General features: G+C 53.0%; 9 protein-coding genes. All 9 read right to left on the reverse strand.

What is annotated here, in order from left to right:
* Positions 1-35 precede the first annotated feature (35 nt).
* The 9 genes from ACYVH9_RS15700 to ACYVH9_RS15740 all read right to left on the reverse strand — a co-directional run bounded on the left by ACYVH9_RS15700 (position 36) and on the right by ACYVH9_RS15740 (position 21,410).
* Positions 36-2,480 (reverse strand): ABC transporter permease, encoded by a 2,445-nt coding sequence (locus ACYVH9_RS15700; protein ID WP_460637312.1) that lies wholly within the window; start codon positions 2,478-2,480, stop codon positions 36-38.
* A 54-nt stretch (positions 2,481-2,534) separates the two neighbouring features.
* Entirely contained in the window at positions 2,535-4,988 is a 2,454-nt protein-coding gene (locus tag ACYVH9_RS15705) for an ABC transporter permease (protein WP_460637313.1), read from the reverse strand.
* Positions 4,989-5,137: 149 nt separating this feature from the next.
* Entirely contained in the window at positions 5,138-6,328 is a 1,191-nt protein-coding gene (gene fdhA, locus ACYVH9_RS15710) for a formaldehyde dehydrogenase, glutathione-independent (protein ID WP_460637314.1), read from the reverse strand.
* A 254-nt stretch (positions 6,329-6,582) separates the two neighbouring features.
* On the reverse strand, positions 6,583-9,042 hold the full coding sequence (locus ACYVH9_RS15715) for an ABC transporter permease (RefSeq protein ID WP_460637315.1): 2,460 nt from the start codon (positions 9,040-9,042) through the stop codon (positions 6,583-6,585).
* Between the two features lie 110 nt (positions 9,043-9,152).
* A complete protein-coding gene (locus ACYVH9_RS15720; protein WP_460637316.1) occupies positions 9,153-11,528 on the reverse strand; it encodes an ABC transporter permease in 2,376 nt (791 codons plus the stop codon).
* Positions 11,529-11,609: 81 nt separating this feature from the next.
* Positions 11,610-14,018: an ABC transporter permease gene (locus ACYVH9_RS15725; RefSeq protein ID WP_460637317.1), complete on the reverse strand. Its 2,409-nt coding sequence runs from the start codon at positions 14,016-14,018 to the stop codon at positions 11,610-11,612.
* Positions 14,019-14,028: 10 nt separating this feature from the next.
* A complete protein-coding gene (locus ACYVH9_RS15730) occupies positions 14,029-16,395 on the reverse strand; it encodes an ABC transporter permease (protein WP_460637318.1) in 2,367 nt (788 codons plus the stop codon).
* A gap of 45 nt (positions 16,396-16,440) precedes the next feature.
* Positions 16,441-18,852, reverse strand: a complete 2,412-nt coding sequence (locus tag ACYVH9_RS15735; RefSeq protein WP_460637319.1) for an ABC transporter permease — start codon at positions 18,850-18,852, stop codon at positions 16,441-16,443.
* 77 nt (positions 18,853-18,929) lie between these two features.
* Positions 18,930-21,410, reverse strand: a complete 2,481-nt coding sequence (locus ACYVH9_RS15740; RefSeq protein WP_460637320.1) for an ABC transporter permease — start codon at positions 21,408-21,410, stop codon at positions 18,930-18,932.
* Positions 21,411-21,489: the final 79 nt, after the last annotated feature.

Below are 21,489 nucleotides of genomic sequence, written 5' to 3' on the forward strand. Positions count from 1 at the left end.
AATTCTTCACTTTTAACCGCGCGCGCGGCCCGTCTTTATTCGGAACGAAGTGATTTTACCGGGTTCATCAAAGCCGCTTTGATGCTTTGAAAACTGACCGTCAGCAACGTTACCGCAACCGCCAGCACGCCGGCCAGTGCAAACATCCACCACTCGACGTCGACTTTATACGCAAACTCGGCCAACCATTTGTTCATGGCCCACCAGGCCAGGGGCGAAGCAATCAGCAGTGCCACAACAACCAGAATGACAAAATCCCGTGACAACAGCCCGACGATGCTGCCCACCGACGCGCCCAATACTTTCCGAATACCGATTTCTTTGATTTTCTGCTGCGTCACGAGCGCGATTAAACCGTACAGGCCCAGGCAGGAAATCAAAACCGCCAGCCCGGCAAAATAGCCGATGAGTTTGCTCAGGCGCTGCTCGCGTTCGTACAACTGGGCGATGCTCTGATCCAGAAACTCGTACGCAAAGCTTTTCTCCGGAAAGTACCGGTCCCACTCCTGCTGAATGGCTTTCAGGGTTTCAGCCTTGTTTTCCGAATTGATCTTGATGGAAAAAATCCGCAGGAGTGGCTGATCAATCGTCAGCAACATGGGTTCGATGGGTGCCTGCAACGAGCGGTTATGAAAATCCTTCATGACGCCGATGATTTTACCCTGCTTGCCTTCCAGATTAATCGATTTGCCGACGGCCTCCGACGGTTTCCAGCCCAGCAGTTTCACCCCACTTTCGTTGGCGATAAAGGCCGACGTTTTATCGGTCTGGTAGCTTTCGGAAAAATCCCGCCCGGCCACAAATTTCAGCCCGTACATATCGGCAAAATTGAAGTCAACGCCAACTGTACCGATAAAAAGCGGTTCCTGCGTACGCCCTTCCCGAACGACATTCCGCTGGACAGCACCAAACCCCATGCGCTGGGTAGCCATCGTCACCTGCCGAACGTTCGGATTTCGGAGCACGATTTCCCGGAATGTTTTCAGGCGTTGGTACGAACTATCCGTTGGAGCCGCAAAGACGTTCGTTATTTTCTCGTTGCGAATATTCGCCGTAATAATCAGGTCTTTCTGGAAACCCATCGGCCGATTCATCAGAAACTGCAATTGCCGGAAAGCAACCAACGTACCGATAATCAGGGCGATGGAAGCCACAAACTGAACCCCCAGCAGCAGTTGCCGAACGGCCCCGCCTTTCGCCTTTCCGCTCATGAAACTCCCTTTCAGCGTAGCAATGGGCTGGAATCGCGACACGAAAAAGGCCGGGTAACTTCCCGACAGCAAACCGGTGAACAGCGCAATACCGACGAACGCCAGCAAGAGCCAGCCTTCGGACAATACGTAATTAACGGTCAGATGCTTGCCAGTCAGGGTGTTCAAAACCGGTAGCAGCACGCCGATTAACAGCAGCGAAAACGTCAGGGCAATCAGACTCAGCAGCAGCGATTCGCCGAGAAACTGCGCCACCAGTTGCGCTTTCTGACTGCCCATCACTTTGCGAATGCCCACCTCCTTGGCGCGTTTCAGCGAGCGGGCGGTTGACAGGTTGACAAAATTGATGCAGGCAATCAGCAGTGTCATCACGCCAATTCCGATGAACACGTAGATATACGTCAGGCTGCCAGTAGGCTCGTAACCGCCTTCGATGTTCGGATTCAGGTGAATGTCCCGCAGCGGTTGCAGTTCATACACAATGTCCTTTGCGATGTCCTTATGGGCGTGATCGAGCAGAAATTTCGGAAACCGGGCATTGACTGTTGCCGCCGACCGACCGGGACGCAGCAGGACGTACGTCGATGAATGCGTAATGACCCAGTTCTGGGGCAGGTTTTCCCGGGCCGACTCGCTCTCGGTGGCAAACATCGTCTCGTAGCTGGACAGCAAATCGAGGTGAATGTGCGAGTTATCCGGAAACTTCTCAACCACGCCGGTCACCCGCAGCGGGTGCTTGCCTTCGTAGAGCAACGTCTGCCCCATCGGGTTCTGGTTTCCGAAATACTTGGCCGCGATTTCGTCGGTAATCACAACGGTGTATTTATCCTTCAGGGCTGTCCGGGGATTTCCTTGCCGGAACCGGAAGCTGAAAATATCGAGCAGGGTCGAATCGGCGAAGAAAAACCGTTCTTCGTCGTATTTGACCGGCGCATGCTGGCTGGTTTTTGGGACACCAATGGTGGCGCTGCTTTGGTAAATCCGGGCAGTTTTTTCAATTTCCGAAAAGGTACTGGCCATCAGGGGGCCTGCCGGGGGTGGTGTGAGGGCCAGCGGCCGGTCGATGTTGGCAAATTTGGGTAAATACGTCAGGCGGTAAATGCGGTCGGCTTTCTGCTGAAAGGTGTCGTAGCTCAGCTCGTGCCGAACGAATAGCAGAATCAGAAAGCAGCAGGTCAGGCCCACAGTCAGGCCGATGATATTGATCAACGAAAAACTCTTCTGCCGGAGCAGGTTTCGGTACGCAATTTTCAGATAATTTTTAAGCATAACTCATAGGATAGGTTTGGATAATACTTCTGAACGGGACTGTCCGCACGGATTTTATTCACTCCGCAACGACTTTACGGGATTCATCAGGGCCGCTTTAATACTTTGAAATGACACCGTCAGCAGGGCAATGCCGACCGCCAGCAGGGCCGCCAGGGCATAGACCCACCAGGCTACCTCAATGCGATAGGCAAAATCCTGCAACCAGCGATTCATGGCCCATCCCGCAATCGGAAAGGCAATCAGGACCGCAATCAGGACGAGTTGGAGGAAATCTTTCGACAGCAAAAGCACAATACTGGACGAGGTAGCGCCCATCACTTTCCGAACGCCAATTTCTTTGGTACGCTGCTCGGCGGTGAAAGTGGCCAGACCAAACAAGCCCAGGCAGGCAATTACGATGGAGATGCCCGCAAAAACCGTAAACAGCGTGCCGGTCTTTTGCTCGGCTTCATAAAGAGCCGCAAACCGATCATCCAGAAATGTATACGTAAACGGAGCCGGTGGATTGAAAGCAGCCCACTTTTCTTTCATGGCTGCAACCACGCCAGCCACATCATCGGCTTTTACTTTCACCTGAACCGCTCCCGAATTATAGCCCAGCAACAGCATCAGCGGGGCAATTTTCTGCCGGGCCGACGCGTAATGAAAATCCCGCACCACGCCCACTACCGTAAACTCTTTCCGCCCGGAACGGACAATCGTTTTACCGATCGGGTTGGTTTGCCCCCACCCCAGCTCCCGCACCGCAGCATCGTTGAGAATCACCGCCGAAGAATCGGACGGAAAGGCCGGGGAGAAATTGCGCCCCTGCCGGAGTTTGATGCCCAATGTTGGCAAATACTGGTCGTCGATGCGGTAGATCGTCGTTTGAATTTCTTTGGTCGTCTGCTTTTTGAGGGGGTCTTTGCCGTAAATCTGCGTTCCTTCCTCGGTGTCATTGCTCAGGGGGACACTCCGTGAAAGACTCGCCTGCACAATCCGGCTATCCTGCCGCAACTGCTGTTTGAAAACCGTTTCGTTTGTGCCCAGCGTGTAAGTGTCGTGAATCACCATCACCTGCTCTTTATCAAACCCCTGCGTCTTGGTTTGCATAAATTTTAACTGCTGATACGACACAAGGGTAGCAATAATCAGAATGGCGGAAACGGCAAATTGAAAAATTACCAGGCCGCTGCGCAAACTATTGCGCCGACCGGTCTGGAGAACCGACCCACCTTTCAAAACCGTTGTAATTTTCGAAAACGCCAGAAAAAAGGCCGGATAGATTCCCGCCAATAACCCCACCAGCAGGCCAAAACCGAGCAAAACCGTCAGGTTATCGCCCGTAAAGAAACCCGCCAGCTCGATCTGTTTGCCCGCCAGTGCATTGAAGAAAGGCAGCAGCGCGGTAATCAGCCCCAGCGACAGTAGCAAGGATAAAAACGTGATAACAACCGATTCAATCAGAAATTGCCCCACCAGCTGCACGCTGACCGACCCCATCACTTTGCGAATACCGATCTCCTTCGAGCGTTTGGCGGCCCCGGCGGTTGATAGATTGGTGAAGTTGACAATCGCTAACAGCAGGATAAAAACCGCCAGAATGGCGAACAGGTAGACGTAGTTGATGTTGCCGTTTGGTTCCAGTTCGTACTTGGTGGCCGAGTATAAATGAATATCGGTAAGGGGTTGCAGAAAGAACCGGAACGTATCAACCGACTTCTGCGCTTCGGACAGGCTAATGCCCATGTCGCGCTGCACCTCCGGCACAACGTGTTCGGCCACCAGCTGAGGCAATTTGGCTTCCAGCTTCTGCGAATCGGCCCCTTTCTTAAGCACCAGATACGTATACGAGCCAACATTGCTCCAGTTCTGCCGCTGCGCGAAGGCTTCTCCAACCGAAGACAGGAAGATGTCGAAGTGAAAATGGCTGTTTTTCGGAATAGCGTCGATAACGCCCGTTATCTTGCGGGCCTGCTGATCCTGCCCAAAAGTCAGAATTTTGCCCAGAGCCGGTTCGGAACCAAAAAACCGTTCGGCAAAAGCCGCTGTCACCACCATCGAATTGGGGTCCCGCAAAGCCGTTTTCGGGTCGCCTTCCCGAAACGGAATCGAGAATATTTCCAGAAAGTTTGAATCGACAATGGCCACAGATTTTTCTTTGCTGGTTTTCTCTCCGTAGCGCACAAAAATCTGATTCCACCGAAACAGGCGCGTGGAAGCCTCCACTTCGGGAAAGGCCCGCTGAATGCCCCGCCCAACGGCTACGTCGGCGTTCGGAAAATCTGTCACCGTACCGTTGCCCACCAATCGGACGCCCACCCGATAGATCTGCTCCGCCCTGGTCGGATACCGGTCGTAGCTCAACTCGTCTTTTACAAAAGCCGCAATGAGAATGCAGCAAGTGAGTCCAACCGATAAACCGACGCTGTTGATGAAAGAGAACACCTTGTTCTTCATCAAATTTCGCCAGGCGATTTTGAAGTAATTGCGGAGCATATCGACGAAAAAACGGAAAAGAGCCACGTATCACTTTTTGCCCGACCAAACGACATACCAGTTTTACAACAAATTGATAATCAATTTTATATGTACACCAAATAAAATAAAATGTCCGTAAACGGACGCCGGGCGTACATTTACGGACAAGATTTAAAAACGGTATTCTATGCCGCTCAATTCGGAATCATACCGTGCGGGTCAATCACAAATTTTTTGGCTGCTCCCTTATCAAAATCCTGATAGCCCTGGGGCGCTTTGTCCAGGCTGATCACTTCCACGTTAACGGCTTTGGCAATCTGGATTTTATCGTACAAAATGGCGTTCATCAGCTGCCGGTGGTATTTCATCACCGGACACTGACCCGTGTAGAACGAGTGCGACTTGGCCCAGCCCAGACCAATCCGGATACTAAGGCTACCTTCCTTGGCGGCATCGTCGGCGGCCCCGGGGTCGCCCGTTACGTAGAGTCCCGGAATGCCCAGTGCACCCCCAGCCCGGGTAACGCTCATGATGGCGTTCAGAACCGTAGCTGGACGCTCAACACCGGCGTCAGAACCGTGGCCGCGCGCTTCAAAACCAACGCAATCGACGGCGCAATCGACTTCTGGTACGCCCACGATGGCGGCAATCTGGTCAGCCAGTGGCGTATCTTTTCGCAAATCAACAATTTCGCAACCAAAACTTTTCGCCTGTTCCAGCCGCTCCGGAATCATATCACCGACGATGACAACAGCCGCGCCCAGCAAATGGCAGGAGGCCGCGCACGCCAGTCCTACCGGCCCTGCTCCGGCCACGTACACAATGGAACCGGGTCCGACGCCCGCCGTAACAGCACCGTGGTAGCCCGTTGGGAAAATATCCGACAGCAGTGTCAGGTCCCGGATTTTAGCCATCGCCTGGTCTTTGTCCGGAAACTTCAGCAGGTTAAAATCGGCATAAGGCACCATGACGTATTCGGCCTGGCCGCCAACCCAGCCGCCCATATCAACGTACCCGTAAGCTGCGCCAGGCCGTGACGGATTGACATTCAAACAGATGCCGGTCTGCCCCGCCTTGCAGTTGCGGCAACGTCCGCAGGCAATGTTGAATGGCACCGACACCAGATCTCCCGGTTTGATGAACTCCACATCGCGCCCGGCTTCGATCACCAGGCCGGTAATTTCGTGGCCCAGCACCAGCCCCGCCGGAGCCGTGGTTCGGCCCCGCACCATGTGCTGATCGCTGCCGCAGATGTTGGTGGATACAATTTGCAGAATAACGCCGTGTTCGCATTTGCGGTCGCCAAGCGCCAGTTTGGGGTATTCGATGGATTGTACTTCGACTACACCGGGTTTGATGTAGGCTACGCCGTGGTTTTGACACATACGATTTGAGGATTTAGGAAGTTGGAAATTCAGCACAGAAACGCATGGACGCCATATTCTGAAATCCGCGCATTCAAGAGTGAAAGGCCTATTTATACCAAAATACCATCAAATCCTAGTTTTATCCATTTTTCTTACCGTCTTGAACTTGGATTACGCGGATTAAACCGGGCCGCCGGAGCGGGATTGGCAGGATAAAAAGATTGCGGCAGTGATCTTAGTTAATCCATTAATCTGTGTAATCTAAGTTCAGACTATTCACTCTTTAAGCTCTTGACCGGATTCATCAACGCGGCTTTGATGCTCTGGAACGAAACCGTGACAAAGGCGACCCCGATGGCGGCCAGGCCGGCCACGGCGAACATCCACCATTCGACATCAATTTTGTAGGCAAAATCCTGTAACCAGCGGTTCATGCCGTACCAGGCCACTGGTGTAGCCAGTACGATGGCGACCAGAATCAGCTGGAGGAAATCTTTTGACAGCAAACCGACAATGCTGGCAATTGATGCCCCCAACACCTTCCGAACGCCAATTTCTTTGGTACGCTGGTTGGCAGCCAAGGTGATCAGTCCAAACAGGCCCAGGCAAGAAATGAAAATGGAAATGGCCGCAAAAATCCGGAACGCATCGAAGACCAGTTGCTCGATCAGGTAATTTCTCGCCAATGCTTCGTCCAGAAACGTGTACTGGTATACATCACTCGGAAAAATCTGCTTCCACGTTTTTTCAACCTCATGGAGCGCCTGCCGCAAGTTCGGTTCGGTGCCTGTGTGCGTAGCGAGTTGCAGATGAATCTGTCCGTAAAAACCGACATTCCAGCACACCATCACACAGGGCTCAATGGCGTTTTGCAATGAGCGGTTATGAAAATCTTTGACCACCCCCAGAATGGGCGCTTCTCCTTCGTTAATGGCTACGGTTTTTCCTATTGCCGTTTCGGGCGTTAACCCCAGCATTTTCACCATCGTTTCGTTGACCACAAACCCGTTGAATGGCTGACCGCTGGGCACCCTATTTGATGACGTAAACCAATGGCCGCTCACCATCCGAAGGTCAAAAAGAGATTGGTACAGCAGATCCACCACCTTCAACTCGGCTTGCCGTTTCATCTGTTCCGACTCCGATTTCAGCCGAAAATCAGTCCCCAACGTATTGGCAGTCAGAGGTGCTCCCGACGAAAAGCTAACTTCTTTCACGGCGGGATTTTGCAGCAAACGCTCCCGAAAAACCGTCATTTTGCTATCCTGCTGATTGCGCGGACTGTTGACGGTGATCACCGCGTCTTTCGTAAAACCGAGTTCCTTGTTCTGGAAAAACGCCATCTGCCGCGATACAACCAGCGTGCCGACCAGCAGCCCGTAGGTGATGCAAAACTGAAGAACAATCAATCCCTGCCGCAGCGAAAATCCACTTTTCGGAGCAGAAAACGTATTTTTCAGGGCTTTGATGGGCTGGAACCGCGCCAGCACCAACGCCGGATACGAACCCGCCAGAAGAGCAACCAGAATCACTAATCCGGCACCGAACAACCAAACCGTGTGGTCAACCTTCAGCTCGAGTTCGATCAGCGCCGACGACTGGTTGATAAGGGACAGTAAACCGCTCAGGGCACCCATCGACAGCATTCCCGCAAAAACCGCAATCAGCAGACTTTCGCCAATAAATTGCGCGAACAACTGCCCCTGCGAGCTACCTACCACCTTCCGGACGCCCACTTCTTTTCTCCGCTGAATAGACTGCGCAATGCTCAGGTTAATGAAGTTGAAAGAACCAATCAGAATTAGAAAAACCGCCAGGCTCGCCAGACCGCCCAAAACCGTACGGCTGATGGCGTAGCTACCGATATTGTCGCCATAGAGCGTTTCAGTATGCACATCCGCCAGCGCCTGCAACACGTAGGTTTTGCGCCGAATGTCCTCCGCGTTCATGTATTTCTTCTTCAGTGAAATCAGTTTGCGTTCAAACACCCTGGGATCGGCCCCAATCGGCAGGGTAACATACGTCGTGCCTTGGTAATTGCCCGACCAGTTGGTGGCCTGGTAGGGGTTGTTGGCTTTAAAAAACCGGTAATTGATGAGAATATCGAACAGCAGATTGGTGTTTCGGGGCGGATTTTCGATAACGCCCGAAACCACCAGCGGATCGGTATTATTGAGCATCAGCGTTTTGCCAATCAGCTTTTCGTATTGATTCAATGATCCGGCAAAATATCGCTCGGCCATTTTCCGGGTCAGTACCACCGCATTGGGTTGCCCAAAAGCCGTGTTGGCATTGCCCGCCAGCCAGATGCCGTCCGGCGAAATAGCTTTGAAATCGAACGTTTTCAGGTAATTTTCGTCGGCAAACATCACCCGTTTTTCGTCAAATCGGGACACATTTCCTTTTTCGTCCGTCGAGCTGATGATGCGGCTGTCGGGTCCGGCGGTTTGCGTCACGCCTACCTCCGGAAATTCCCGCCGGATGGCTTCCGCCAGCGGATACGCCGTGGCCGACCAGTGTTGCACGCCATCGGCTTTCTGGTTGTGTTCCACGATTCGGTATGTCTGCTCCGCCTTTGAATGGAAGCGATCGAAACTTACTTCATACCGGATGAACACGTAAATAACCAAACAGCACGTGATTCCCAGCGATAACCCCAGAATGTTGATCAGGCTGTACGAGCGGTTTTTCCAGACATTCCGCCAGGCTATTTTGAAATAGTTTCGTAGCATAATTTTACAGGTAAGAATGTAGAATGAAGAGTTATGAATGATGGACGATGAATGGGCTAACGCACGATTTACTCATCACTCCTAATTCTTAACTCTTAATTTTACACTGATTATTCCGAGCGTAGCGAGCGAACCGGATTCATCAAAGCCGCCCGGATGCTCTGGAAACTGACGGTTAAGGTCGCCAGCACCACGGCAAAACCGCCCGCCAGCGCAACCATCCACCACTGGATCGCAATTTTATATTCGAATTCCTGCAACCACTTGTCCATCACATACCACGCCACGGGCGCGGCAATCAGCAGCGAAATACCAATCAGTTTCAGAAAATCCTTTGACAGCAAAGCCACAATACCGGATACCGATGCCCCCAGCACCTTCCGAATCCCAATTTCTTTCGTGCGGGCTTCTACCGAGAATGTGATCAGACCCAACAGACCCAGACAGGCTACCAGCAGCGTCAGTCCCGTAAAACCGTTGAACAGTCGCATGAGCTGCTGCTCTTTGGCGTATAGTTTGTCATAAGCATCATCCAGGAAGTAGTAATCAAAGGGAGCCGGTGGTGAATGGCGGTTATAAATTGCTTTCAATTCGCCTAGAGCCTGCTCGACGTTGGTATGCGGCTGGAACCGAACCAACAGGTAATTCCCCCGCTCAACCAGTGCTTTAGCCGTATCGCTCACTACGGATAAACGCAGGGGCGACACCGGGCCGTGCAAACTACCAATGTGAAAATCGGCCACCACACCGTCGGTTTGCATGCCTGGGAAGGGGGGCGCTTGGTGCTGCGGATTGCCTTTGATGTCAGCCGCTTTCATCACGGCTTCGTTAAATATACTCAGCGGTTCGGTTACCGCTTTTTTCTCCCAGCCTACCGGTGGATATTTCCAGCGAATGCCCATCATCCGGAAAAAGTTTTTGTCGACCGTCAGCATCTGCACGATCACCTGCTTTTTGGTCTTTTCGGTATTCAAAAACCACATGGAAATGTCATTCGTAAAAAGAGCCGAGTTCGAAACCGCCACGTTTTCCGGTCCCGCCCACTGACGGATGGCATCGCGCAGCACCGGAAACCGGGACGCCATTTCGGCATCCACCGCCAGCGCAACAACCTGCGCCCGGTCGATGCCCAGATTTTTCGTCCGTAAAAACCGCATCTGGGTGTACAGCACAATGCTGCAAATCAGCAAACCAATCGAAGTTGCAAATTGTACAGTCGTAAAGAACCGTCGAACCGTGGCCCCGCTCCGTCCGGCGCTCATCGTACCTTTCAGTACCTCCTGCGGCCGGAACCGGGATAGCAACAACGCCGGATAACTGCCCGCCAGCAACGAACAGCCCAGCCATAAAGCCAGCATCAGCAGCCAGTAGGGGCCCTGACGCAACACCCGATTGTCCATGTGCAGATCCAGCGCCTGATTAGCCCACGGAAACAGGGCTTGCAAAACGCCCAGCGACAGCCCAAAAGCCACCGTTGTGGTGAGGAAGGACTCGGTGAAAAACTGACCGATCAGCTCGTTTCGCTGTCCACCCACGGCTTTCCGAACGCCCACTTCCCGGGCACGCTTGGTAGCCCGGGCGGTGGTCAGGCTGACGTAGTTGATCACGGCCAGAACCAGGATCACCAGCGCCACCGTCAGGAAAATATAAAGCGTTTGACGAGCGTTTTTCGGTGCCATCCGGCTATCGAGGTGCAGCGACGGCAATGGCTCCAGGATATAGTTCGCTGTCATGTCCTTGAACACAAGACCCGCCACTACACTCTTCAACTTCTTTTCCACCAGACTTGCGTTAGCCTCCGGACGTAATACGAGATAAGTGGTCAGAAACCCACCGGCTTTAAACATATTCTGCCGGTTCGGTCCCAACGTGGGCAGGGAGCTTACCGACACCAGGGCGCGGAATTGCAGTACGGAATTGGTCGGCAACTCCTCCAGCACGCCCGAAACCGTCAGCGGATACTGCTTATCGTATTGGATCGTACGCCCGACGGGATTGCCACTGCCAAAATACTTTTCGGCCAGCGCCCGGGTCAGAACAATGCGTCCGGGTTCACTCAGGGCGGTTTTTGCATCACCCCAACGCAACCGAATAGCCATTACCGAAAGGATCGAAGCATCCGCAAAGCCGATTTTTTCTTCTTTGAAACGGCGGTTCGCATCGGATTGCAGCACCACGTCGCCCAGCCCTTCCGACATCCGCACGGTGGCCTCCACTTCCGTAACCTGCCGCTTGGCTTCGGTGCCAAAAGCTTCGTGCAAGCCCGGAATAGAAACCTCTTCGCCCCCGTACTTGACTACCGACAGGACTCGGTACGTCCGATCCGCAAAGGGATGATGGCGGTCGTAGTGGAACTCATGCCAGACGTACAGTGCAATAAACGTACTGACAGCCAGCCCAACGGTTAATCCGAGGATGTTTAGAAAACCGAACAGCCGATTCGTCCACAACTGGCGAAAAGCGATTTTGAGATAGTTCGTTAGCATAGGGCTGGGGGTTTAGACAAAGGGATCAGGACGCAGGCAGCGGGCCATTCACTTTCCCTACATCCTGATACCTTCTTACACTTATTCCGAGCGCAGTGAGCGCACCGGGTTCATCAAGGCCGCTTTGAGGCTCTGGAAACTCACCGTCAGGAAGGCAATACCGATGGCAATGAGAGCCGCGACAGCAAACACCCACCAAACGATATCAATGCGGTAGGCAAAATCCTGTAACCATTGGTTCATGGCCCACCACGCCAGCGGTGACGCCAGCACAATGGCGACGAGCACCAGTTTCAGAAAATCCCGGGAAAGCATCAGAACAATGTTGGTCACCGAAGCGCCCAGCACTTTACGAATTCCGATTTCTTTGGTACGCTGTGCTGTTGTATACGCCGACAGGCCCAATAAACCCAGGCAGGCCAGCAAGATTGACAAAAAGGCAAACACCCCGAAAATCCGCCCCGTACGGGTTTCAGCGGAATACATGGCGTTAAATTCCTGATCCAGAAATTCGTACTCAAAGGGCCGCGATGGCACGATAGTCTTCCATTTTTCTTCCAGAAACTGAAGCGTATTGGGCAACCGGTTTCCCGATAGTTTTACCAGCAGTACGTGACCGCCGTCTTCCGGAAACAGCACCAGCGGGGCGATTTTCTGCTTCATGGAAGCAAAATGAAAATCTTCGACCACGGCCCCTACGTCTCCGAACCGACCGTAACCCAAATCCATTTTCTGACCGATTGCTTCCCGGGCCGATTTCCACCCGAGTTCTTTCACCGCCGATTCGTTCAGGATGAAGTGAAAATGCAGCAGGCTATCGCTGCCAGGCGTCGTAGCCCGTTCCAGATCGTTTGCTGTAAGGTCACGACCGGCAACAAGGCGCAGATTCATGGTTTTGACAAAGTCATCATCAATTGGCAACGCCGTAACGGATTTATACGGCTGCTGGCTTTTATCCAACCGGCGCATGCTGTACCCTCCTTGAATGAAGGTCGGGGATTCGTACGAGCGGGCTACCTGCTGCACCTCCGCATTTTGCCGGAATTCGGACTTCAACGCCCGGATTTTTTCGTTCACCTCCCGATCGGCAGGCAGCATCAGAACGTGGTCTTTATTATAGCCCAGCTTTTTATCCTGAATATAAGACAACTGTTTATTAACCAACAATGTACAGACGATCAAAAAGGCTGTAATGGCAAACTGAAATACGATTAATACCCGCCGAAACTGCCCGGCACCGCTGGTTTTCAAATGGCCTTTCAACACACGAACCGGCTCAAAACGGGCCAACACCAGAGCCGGATATCCACCCGCAATCAAACTGACCAAGGCACTAATGCCCACCAGTCCGAGTACATGGTCCGGCTCTGTCAGCACTCCAAACGAAAAGGATCGGTCAGACAGCGCATTAAAAAACGGTAAACTCAGATAAACCAGCACCAGACCCAATCCCAATGCCACGAATGTTACGATGAGCGACTCCCCCATGAATTGCCCAAACAACTGCGTCCGCTGGGCACCCATCACCTTCCGAACGCCCACCTCCTGCGCGCGCTCCACCGCCCGCGACGTGGCCAGGTTGATGTAATTGACACAGGCAATCACCAGAATCAGAATCGCTACCGAACCGAAAATGTAAATGTAGAGCAGGTCGCCGTTGGGCTCGAAGTTTCCTTCCACATCAGAATACAGATGCACTTGCCGCAAGGGTTCGAGAAAATACGTGAGGTAATTTCCGCCCGTCATTTCTTCGGCGCTGAACTGGGTTTTCATAAATCCCGGAATTTTGGCCTGCAAATTGGCAATCGACTCCGGCTTCCGCAGCAAAAGGTACGTAGCGTAGTTGGCCGAAAACCATTCTTCCTTTTTCGACGCTGAAAGGCTGGAAAAAGACGCCAGCAAGTCGTATTTGATCTGGGAGTTGGCCGGGCAATCGGCCACCACGCCAGTGATGGCATACTCCCGATCTCCGCCCCCGGCGTTGATGCGTACGGTTTTGCCCACCGGATTTTCGTCGCCAAAGTATTTTCGGGCCGCTGATTCTGACAAAACCACCAGATTAGGGCCAGCCAGTGCGGTTTTGGGATTGCCCTGCTTCAACGGAAACGAGAAGATATCAAACAACGCCGAGTCGGCATAGACGACCCGTTTTTCGCTGAATTGCCGGTCACCGTAGCTCACCACGGCCCGACGGTTTTCCAGCCGCACGCCCGATTCAACGTCCGGAAACTGCCGCCCGAACTCCGGGGCCACTTTGGTACCCGTTTGCTGCACCCGGCTCACCTGCCCTTCCATGCTGTATTCCATTACAACACGTACAATTCGGTCAGCTTTCTGGTGGAATTCATCGTAACTCAGCTCGTGCGAAATATAGATAAACAGCAGTAGGCAGGACGCCAGCCCCACGGCCAGTCCGAATACATTGATCCCGGAGAAAACCTTATTTCTCCACAAATTCCGGAAGGCTATTTTGAAGTAATTTCGTAGCATAGGATGAAAGTTATTCTCCACGTAAAACATCAGCCGGTTTAATCCTGCTGGCCCGGATCGTCTGCGACAGGACCGTTGCGCCCCCCACCAATATAACCAGCCCAAAACCAACCAGCAGACTGGCCGGGTTCAGATCAGCGCCAGTGGCCATTCGGTCGCGAAGCAGCGTACCGCAAAACCAGCCCACCGGCAGCCCCAGGCCACCCGCCCACAGCAACAGTTTCAGAAAGGCTTTTGATAAGGTCCAGATTACTTCGCTGGCGCTGGCCCCCAGTGTTCGGCGAATCCCGATTTCGCGCGTGCGTACTTCCACGGCGTAAGCCGAGATACCTAATATCCCCAAACAAGCCACCAGCATAACCAATCCGCAGAAGAAGCCAAAAAAAGTATTAATCTGGCCAAAACCATTCTGAAAATCATCCTGGATTTTCTGGTCGTACCGGTAGATTTCGGGCAAACGGTCAGGGACCTGCTGCTGCCAGATTCGGCGGCTGGCCTCCAGCACGGCGGCTTCGCTACCGGGTTCGGTTTGCAGCGCCAGCAAGGTTGCCTGATGGGGCCGGTACCGATACACCGTGGCCGATGGTGGTGACAGGTGCGCAGCCGGTTCTGCCACAACACCCGCAATGCTGACTTCGGCCGAATCGACGCGGATGCGCTGCCCCACGGCGGTTTCGGGTTTATTTCCGGATACTTGCCGCGCCAGAACCTCATTCACCAGCACATATTGCTCCTGCGTTGTCGAAAGATTGGGCGGCAGGTTTTGGCCCGCGCGTAGCGTCAACCCAAAAACGGAAAGATAATTTTCGTCGATGGCTTTTGAATACACCATCCGGGGTGAAGTGCCAGCGATCTGCAAGGTACAGGGTTGCGTAGCGGGGTAGATCGCTACCTGGCTGGATGCCGTTACCCGCCGAACTTGGCTTAGCTGCTCCAGCGGCTGTCTGAGCTTTTCCGCCGATTCGCCCCGGAGTGTGAGCAGAACCACGTTGGCTGGCAACACCGCCCGTAAGTCATCGCTCGTATGAATCCCCACATCGCGCAGAACAACCAGGAACACCATCAGCACGGTCGTAACGGCAAATTGAATCACAATCAGCACCCGGTAAAAACCAACGCTTCGAAACAGCCGGATGGTTTGCAGATTGCGCAACACCTGCACCGGCTGGAAACGGGCTAGAATCCCCGCCGGAACCGCTCCGGCGACCAAGCCGGTCAAAACCGCATAGCAAAGAAACCAGCCCATCAACTGACCACCCGGCCAGTGGGCTCTGGCTTCGGATTGGGGCAACCACCCCGAGTTAATTACCGTATACCAGACAACGAACCCAACCAGCAGCGAAAACAGGGCAATAATGGTTGATTCGGTCAGAAACTGGCTCAAAATCTGTCGGCCCAGCGCCCCGCTAGCTTTTCGAATGCCCACCTCCTTCGCCCGCGTGAGCGACCGCGCCAGCGAAAGACTCGTGTAGTTGAAAGCCGCCAGCAACGTCAGGGCCGCCACCAAAAAGAGATTGAGTCCAATCCCCTTCCAGTTGATGCCCGCGTGTAGATCATTCTGGATAGCCGGGTCCCAGGGGGTGATATTCTCAATCGGTTGAGCAGAGAACGACAGAACAGGCTGCTGCGATTCTGCTTTCCGATGGAGTCGATTCAGCAATTGTTCAAAAGCCGGCGCGTCGTTCTCCGAACGCAGCAGTGCGTAGGTGGCCGTACTTTTGTACGTTTCCCACTGATCTGACAGCACGGGAATTCGCCCAGCTTTTTCCAGGCTCCGGGCCGCTTGCAGTGAGAAAACTGCTTCGACGGGTAGGTGCGTTCGTAAGGGCGGCTGTTCTATAATACCCGCAACGGTAAACTGGCCCAAGCCATCGAACAAAATCGTTTGCCCCAATGCATTCCGGTCACCAAAAAGCCGAAGCGCAACCGACTGACTCAACAAAACCGTCTGCGGTGCCTGCAGGGCCGTGCTGGCGTTCCCCGCCAGTAGTCTAAAACCAAAGACGTTGAAAAAAGACGGCTCGGTAAAAACCGTATTGACGCTGATCTCGCCCTTGTCTTTGATGACCCGAACGGCACCGCCCTGCCGCACCTGCACTACCTCTTCCACCATGCTCATCTGTCGGATGGACGTGGCAATCGGTTGGGGGGTGGTAGCCCAGCGCGTTTTGCCTTCGGGGGCTGAGACGTCCGTCAAAATACGAAACGTACGGTCTAGATACGGATGAAAATGATCCGTATCAAAATTGGCTTTCAGGCCGGTCAGCAGCCCAATTCCGACGGCCATGCTCAACGACAATCCAATGATGTTGACCAGCGAAAAGAGCTTGTTCCGCCAGAGATTGCGGATGGCTATTTTAAGATAATTCGTTAGCATGCCTGTTCCATTAAAATGACCGACGATGAATGCGCAGCCCGCTCCTCATTCCGAACGCAGTGAAGCAACCGGATTCATCAGCGCGGCTTTGATGCTCTGGAACGAAACCGTTGCGAAAGCGATCAGAACCGCTGCGGCTCCCACAATGGCAAACACCCACCACTCAATGTCGATGCGGTAGCTAAACTCACTCAGCCAGCGTTCCATCACGTACCAGGCAATCGGCGTGGCGATGAGCAACGCGGCCAGTACTAGTTTGAGAAAATCTTTTGCCAGCAGGGTTACAATACCGGTTATCGACGCCCCCAGTACTTTCCGCACGCCGATTTCCTTCGTTCGCCGTTCAATCACGAACGACGCCAGCCCCCACAATCCCAGGCAGCAAATCACCAGAGCCAGCCCCGCAAAAACCCGCAGAAGCGTAAACTGCCGCTGTTCGTTTTCGTACAAGGCCTGTAAACTCTGATCAAGAAATTTTGCCTCGAACAGCGCGTTCGGGAAAACCTTTTTCCAGCTTTTTTCAATGGCTGCCAGCGTACCGGCATAGTCGCTCGTTCGCAGTTTTAAGCCCGCCGAATAGTAGAATGGCGGAAAATTCATCATCACCATCGCTCGCATTGGCTCCCGCAGGGAACTGGTGTGAAAATTCCGGACGACGCCAATGATTTCGCCATCGATGTCGTACAGGCCCACCCGAATTTTGCGCCCCAGCGCCTGCTCGGGCTTCGATAAGCCGAGTGCCTTGACGGTATTTTCGTTGACCACGTAGAAAAACCTCCGCTCCGCCTGCGGAATTGTATTGGCAATGGCCAGCGTATCATGATGTTCGAAAAAACGCCCCGCCAGCAACCTGAGTCCGTAGGTTTGGAGGTAATCGGCATCAGCGATCTTGAGCGAAATACCCACTTTTTTAGTCGGATCAGCCCGATCAATGTGTATGGAGGTGTTGAAGTTGTTGGTTGACGTCGGTGCTCCGATAGCAAACGAAAGCTGTTCGACGCCCGGAATCTGCCGCAACGATCGGCCCAGTTCCTGCAAACCCTTTGCTTCGGGCAACCCGACTTCCACGATGGCTTCCCGATCAAAACCGAGGTCTTTGTCCCGGAAGAAGTTCATCTGACGGTATACAACCACGACCCCCACGGCCAGCACGAGTGATATCGTAAACTGAAAAACCACCAACCCCTGCCGCAACCAGGCCGTACTGCCCCGCCCCGGTTCGGCCGCCGTTTTCAGCACCCGAATAGGCTGAAAACGCGCCAGAAAGAACGCCGGATACAACCCCGCCAACAAGCCCGTCAGCAGGGCGAAGCCCAGTAGCAAGGCTGTTGATTCACCCCAGACGAAGGCAATCTGTTTCTGCATGAAGTCATTGACCAGCGGCATGGCCTGGTACGTCAGCAGCAAAGCCAGCCCCGCCGAAAAAGCCGTTACCCAAAAAGCTTCACTCAAAAATTGCGCAACCAGTTGCCCCTGCGTAGCACCGATTACTTTCCGGACGCCCACTTCCCGGGCGCGGATCATGGCGCGGGCGGTCGACATATTGATGAAATTGACGCAGGCAATTAGCAGCACGAACAACCCCACCACCCCAAACACGTAGAGATACGTTGGCGAAATGGCCGGAGTCAAAACCGTTCCTTCAAAAGCCGGATTGAAATGAATATCACGCAGCGGCTGCATCACCAGTTCGGAAGTTTCTCCGGGCCGGTAGGAAAAGTATTTCTTCCCGGCCTGACGCAGCCGATTGGCGTACTCTTCGGGCGAACGCCCCTCGGGCAATACGGCATAGACGCTACCACCCGACCGCAAACCCCATTGTTCAATTCCAAACTGAAAATAGGTTTTCATCGACGAAAACGACACCAGCATACTGGCGGGCAGGTTCGACTGTGCCGGCACATCCTGCATGAGGCCTTTCACCACCACTGTCAGGTCATTGCCCAGACGAAGTGTTTTGCCGATGGGAGAAGCCGTACCGAAGTATTTTCGGGCTGTACGCTCGTCCAAAATCACCTGATTAGGCTGGTTCAAAATGGCCCTGCCATCACCGGTCAATAGGTTAAAATCAAACACATCCAATAGCTCCGGTTCGGCAAAAACCACCTTATCTTCCTTAAAAAGTTTTTCCGGTGAAACCACAACGGTCGCTTCTTCCTCCGCGTGAATTCGGGCAATTTTCGACCAATCGGCAAAATCCGTGCGCAGTGCCGGAGCCAAAGGATACGGCGTAACGCCCCATTGTTCCACATTTTCGCCAGCGGTTCGAATCATCCCGACGCGGTAAATACGGTCCTTTTTCGTATGATAATTGTCGTAACTGAGTTCGTTGCGAATGAACAGCCCGATCAGAAGGCAGGTTGCCAGGCCCATCGTCAACCCCGCAACATTGATGCCGGTTGTGGTCGGGTATTTGATTAAGTTACGCCAGGCGATTTTCAGATAGTTTCGTACCATATTCTTTCAGTAAGATGCAGCCTGAAGCGGTCTGAGTGAATGCCATTTTTATTTTAGTCATACCTCTTTACACTTCCCTATTCACTTTTTAAGCTCTTGACTGGATTCATCAACGCGGCTTTGATGCTTTGGAAGCTAACGGTAACGAAAGCAATGAGCAGCGCCAGTCCGCCCGCCCCCACAAACACCCACCACGGAATGGTAATTTTATAGGCAAAATCCTGTAGCCACTGATTCATGGCCCACCAGGCGATCGGCGACGCGATCAGAATGGCCACCAGAACCAGTTTTAGAAAGTCTTTGGAAAGCATCAGAACAATGGCGGTGACCGACGCGCCCAGCACTTTCCGAACGCCAATTTCTTTCGTCCGCTGCTGGGCCGCAAAAGCCGCCAGCCCAAATAATCCCAGACACGAAATCAGGATGGAAATGGCCGTAAAATAGCTCACCAGTTGCGAAGTGCGAGCTTCGGCCTGGTAGTTCTTCTGAAAATCTTCGTTCAGAAACGTATACTCAAACGGATCTTCAGGGCGCAGGCTCTTCCACTTCTGCTCCAGAAAACCGATGACGTTCGTCATATTATCGGTATTGACGTGAACAATCAGGTAATTGTAGTCTGGTCGGCTGTTGAGCAGAAATGCGTACGGCTCAATCGCCTGGTGCAGGTTTTCAAAATGAAAATCCTTCAGAACGCCCACAATTTCGTACTGATGCGTCTGGCCCTGCCAGTCAAAATTCAGTTTCTGCCCAACGGCTTTTTGCAGCGGAATCTGGAATTTTCGCAACGTGGCCTCGTTGACAACAAGTCGGTTATTGGTATCGCCCGGAAACTCGCGGGAAAACAACCGACCGGCTTTGAGTTTGAACCCCATCGTCTGGAGGTAATCAACATCAACCCAGTTGGTTTTGGTGTTGTGGCTCTGTTTTACCCCCTGCTCGGGTAAATACAATCCAAAATCGGTGGGGTTGTTGATGCCGGGATAGTACTGCGTTCCGGCGGCAGCCACCACCTGATTGTTCCGGAGGATTTCCCCCCGTAACGAGGTATAAACCGCCCGCGAATCGCTATTTCGTAACGGGATGACAACCTGTTGATTTTGCGTGAACCCCAGCGACTTGTTCCGTAAAAACCGCATCTGCTCCTGAATAACGAACGTGGCCAGTACCATTCCGATTGAAATGACAAACTGAAAAACCACCAGCCCCCGGCGCAGAGTCACCACCGAGAAGCTGTTAGAATAGTTGCCACTCGTGGCGTAGCCCTTCAGAACGTGGACCGGGTTAAACATCGACAAAAAGAACGCCGGATAACTACCCGCAAACAACCCCGTCAGCAAAGCCAGGCCCAGAAAAGCCAGAGCAACCTGCGGCTCAAGCAATTCAGAAACCGTCAATGATTTGCTGGCAATCTGATTGAAGACCGGTAGCAGCAGCGAAACCAGCGCCAACGCAATGCCCAGCGCCAGCAGCGACAACACCAGCGATTCGCCCAGAAACTGCCCGATCAAGGCCCCCCGTTCGGCACCCATTACCTTCCGTATTCCGACTTCAGCCGCCCGTTTAGCCGAACGCGCCGTGGACAGATTCATGAAATTGATGCAGGCGATCAATAAGGTAAAAACCGCGATGGAACCTAGAATGTACAGATAAGTCCGGGAGTTGGTGGGCGTTATCACACGCTTGAACGCGCTAAACAGGTGCAGGTCCGGAATCGCAACTAAAAACAGCTTTTTGTCAAAACCGACGGCTTTCAGATCGCCCCGGGCGTATTTTTCCATGAACGCAGGCAGCTTCTTCTCCAGCTGCTTCGCATCCGCGCCGGGCCTCAGCTTCAAGTATGTAGTAAACAGGTTGTTACAGCAGAAATCGAGCTTTGCCTCCCGCAGGTAATTGCCAACCCAACCAACCGACATGGGCACCAAAAACCGCGCATCGATGTGCGAGCGGGCAGTTTCGTCGCGGTATACACCGGTCACTTTAAAATCTTCTCCGTTGCCGGTGGTTCCGTTGATGCGGACCAGTTTGTTCAGCGCGGGCGTCTTGCCAAAAAGCTTCTGCGCCACCTCTTCCGACAACACCACGGCGTTTCGGTCGGTTAAGGCCGTGCGGGGATTGCCTTCGGTGAATTCATACGAAAACAGTTCAAAAAATGTTGAATCAACCTGATAACCGCGGGTTTCGTAAAACGATGTCACCACTTTACCGTCCTGCCGAACCTGCAACAGGGTTTTATCATCAAAAATGTTAAGAAATAGCCGGGTTACCTGTTCAATCTCCGGGAATTCTGATTTCAGGGCATACGCATAGGGCGCCGAAGCGCTGCTGCTCCGCTCGTTACCCGAGCCATTGTCTTTTCCGCCTATGATCAGTTCCTGTCCAACCAGGTAGAGGTTATCCGCGTGTTCCTGGTGCTTATCAAACGACAATTCGCTGCGAATGTAGAGCAATAACAGCATGCAACAGGTCATTCCAACCGATAAGCCAAGAATGTTGATCGCCGAGAATGATTTACTTCTCAGTAGATTTCGAACGGCAATTTTCAGATAGTTCGTCAGCATACTCAATCAGAGGATTATAAGTGATGAGTTGAAAATCAACTGATCCGCCAACCGATGCCCGACTGACCATGCCCCACTC

This window comes from Larkinella harenae, from assembly GCF_054780515.1.

Bases quoted from the DNA above. Each gene is read 5' to 3' on its own strand.
- ACYVH9_RS15700 (WP_460637312.1), bottom strand. From the start codon at position 2,480: ATGCTTAAAAATTATCTGAAAATTGCGTACCGAAACCTGCTCCGGCAG.
- fdhA (WP_460637314.1), bottom strand. From the start codon at position 6,328: ATGTGTCAAAACCACGGCGTAGCCTACATCAAACCCGGTGTAGTCGAA.
- ACYVH9_RS15715 (WP_460637315.1), bottom strand. From the start codon at position 9,042: ATGCTACGAAACTATTTCAAAATAGCCTGGCGGAATGTCTGGAAAAAC.
- ACYVH9_RS15720 (WP_460637316.1), bottom strand. From the start codon at position 11,528: ATGCTAACGAACTATCTCAAAATCGCTTTTCGCCAGTTGTGGACGAAT.
- ACYVH9_RS15725 (WP_460637317.1), bottom strand. From the start codon at position 14,018: ATGCTACGAAATTACTTCAAAATAGCCTTCCGGAATTTGTGGAGAAAT.
- ACYVH9_RS15730 (WP_460637318.1), bottom strand. From the start codon at position 16,395: ATGCTAACGAATTATCTTAAAATAGCCATCCGCAATCTCTGGCGGAAC.
- ACYVH9_RS15735 (WP_460637319.1), bottom strand. From the start codon at position 18,852: ATGGTACGAAACTATCTGAAAATCGCCTGGCGTAACTTAATCAAATAC.
- ACYVH9_RS15740 (WP_460637320.1), bottom strand. From the start codon at position 21,410: ATGCTGACGAACTATCTGAAAATTGCCGTTCGAAATCTACTGAGAAGT.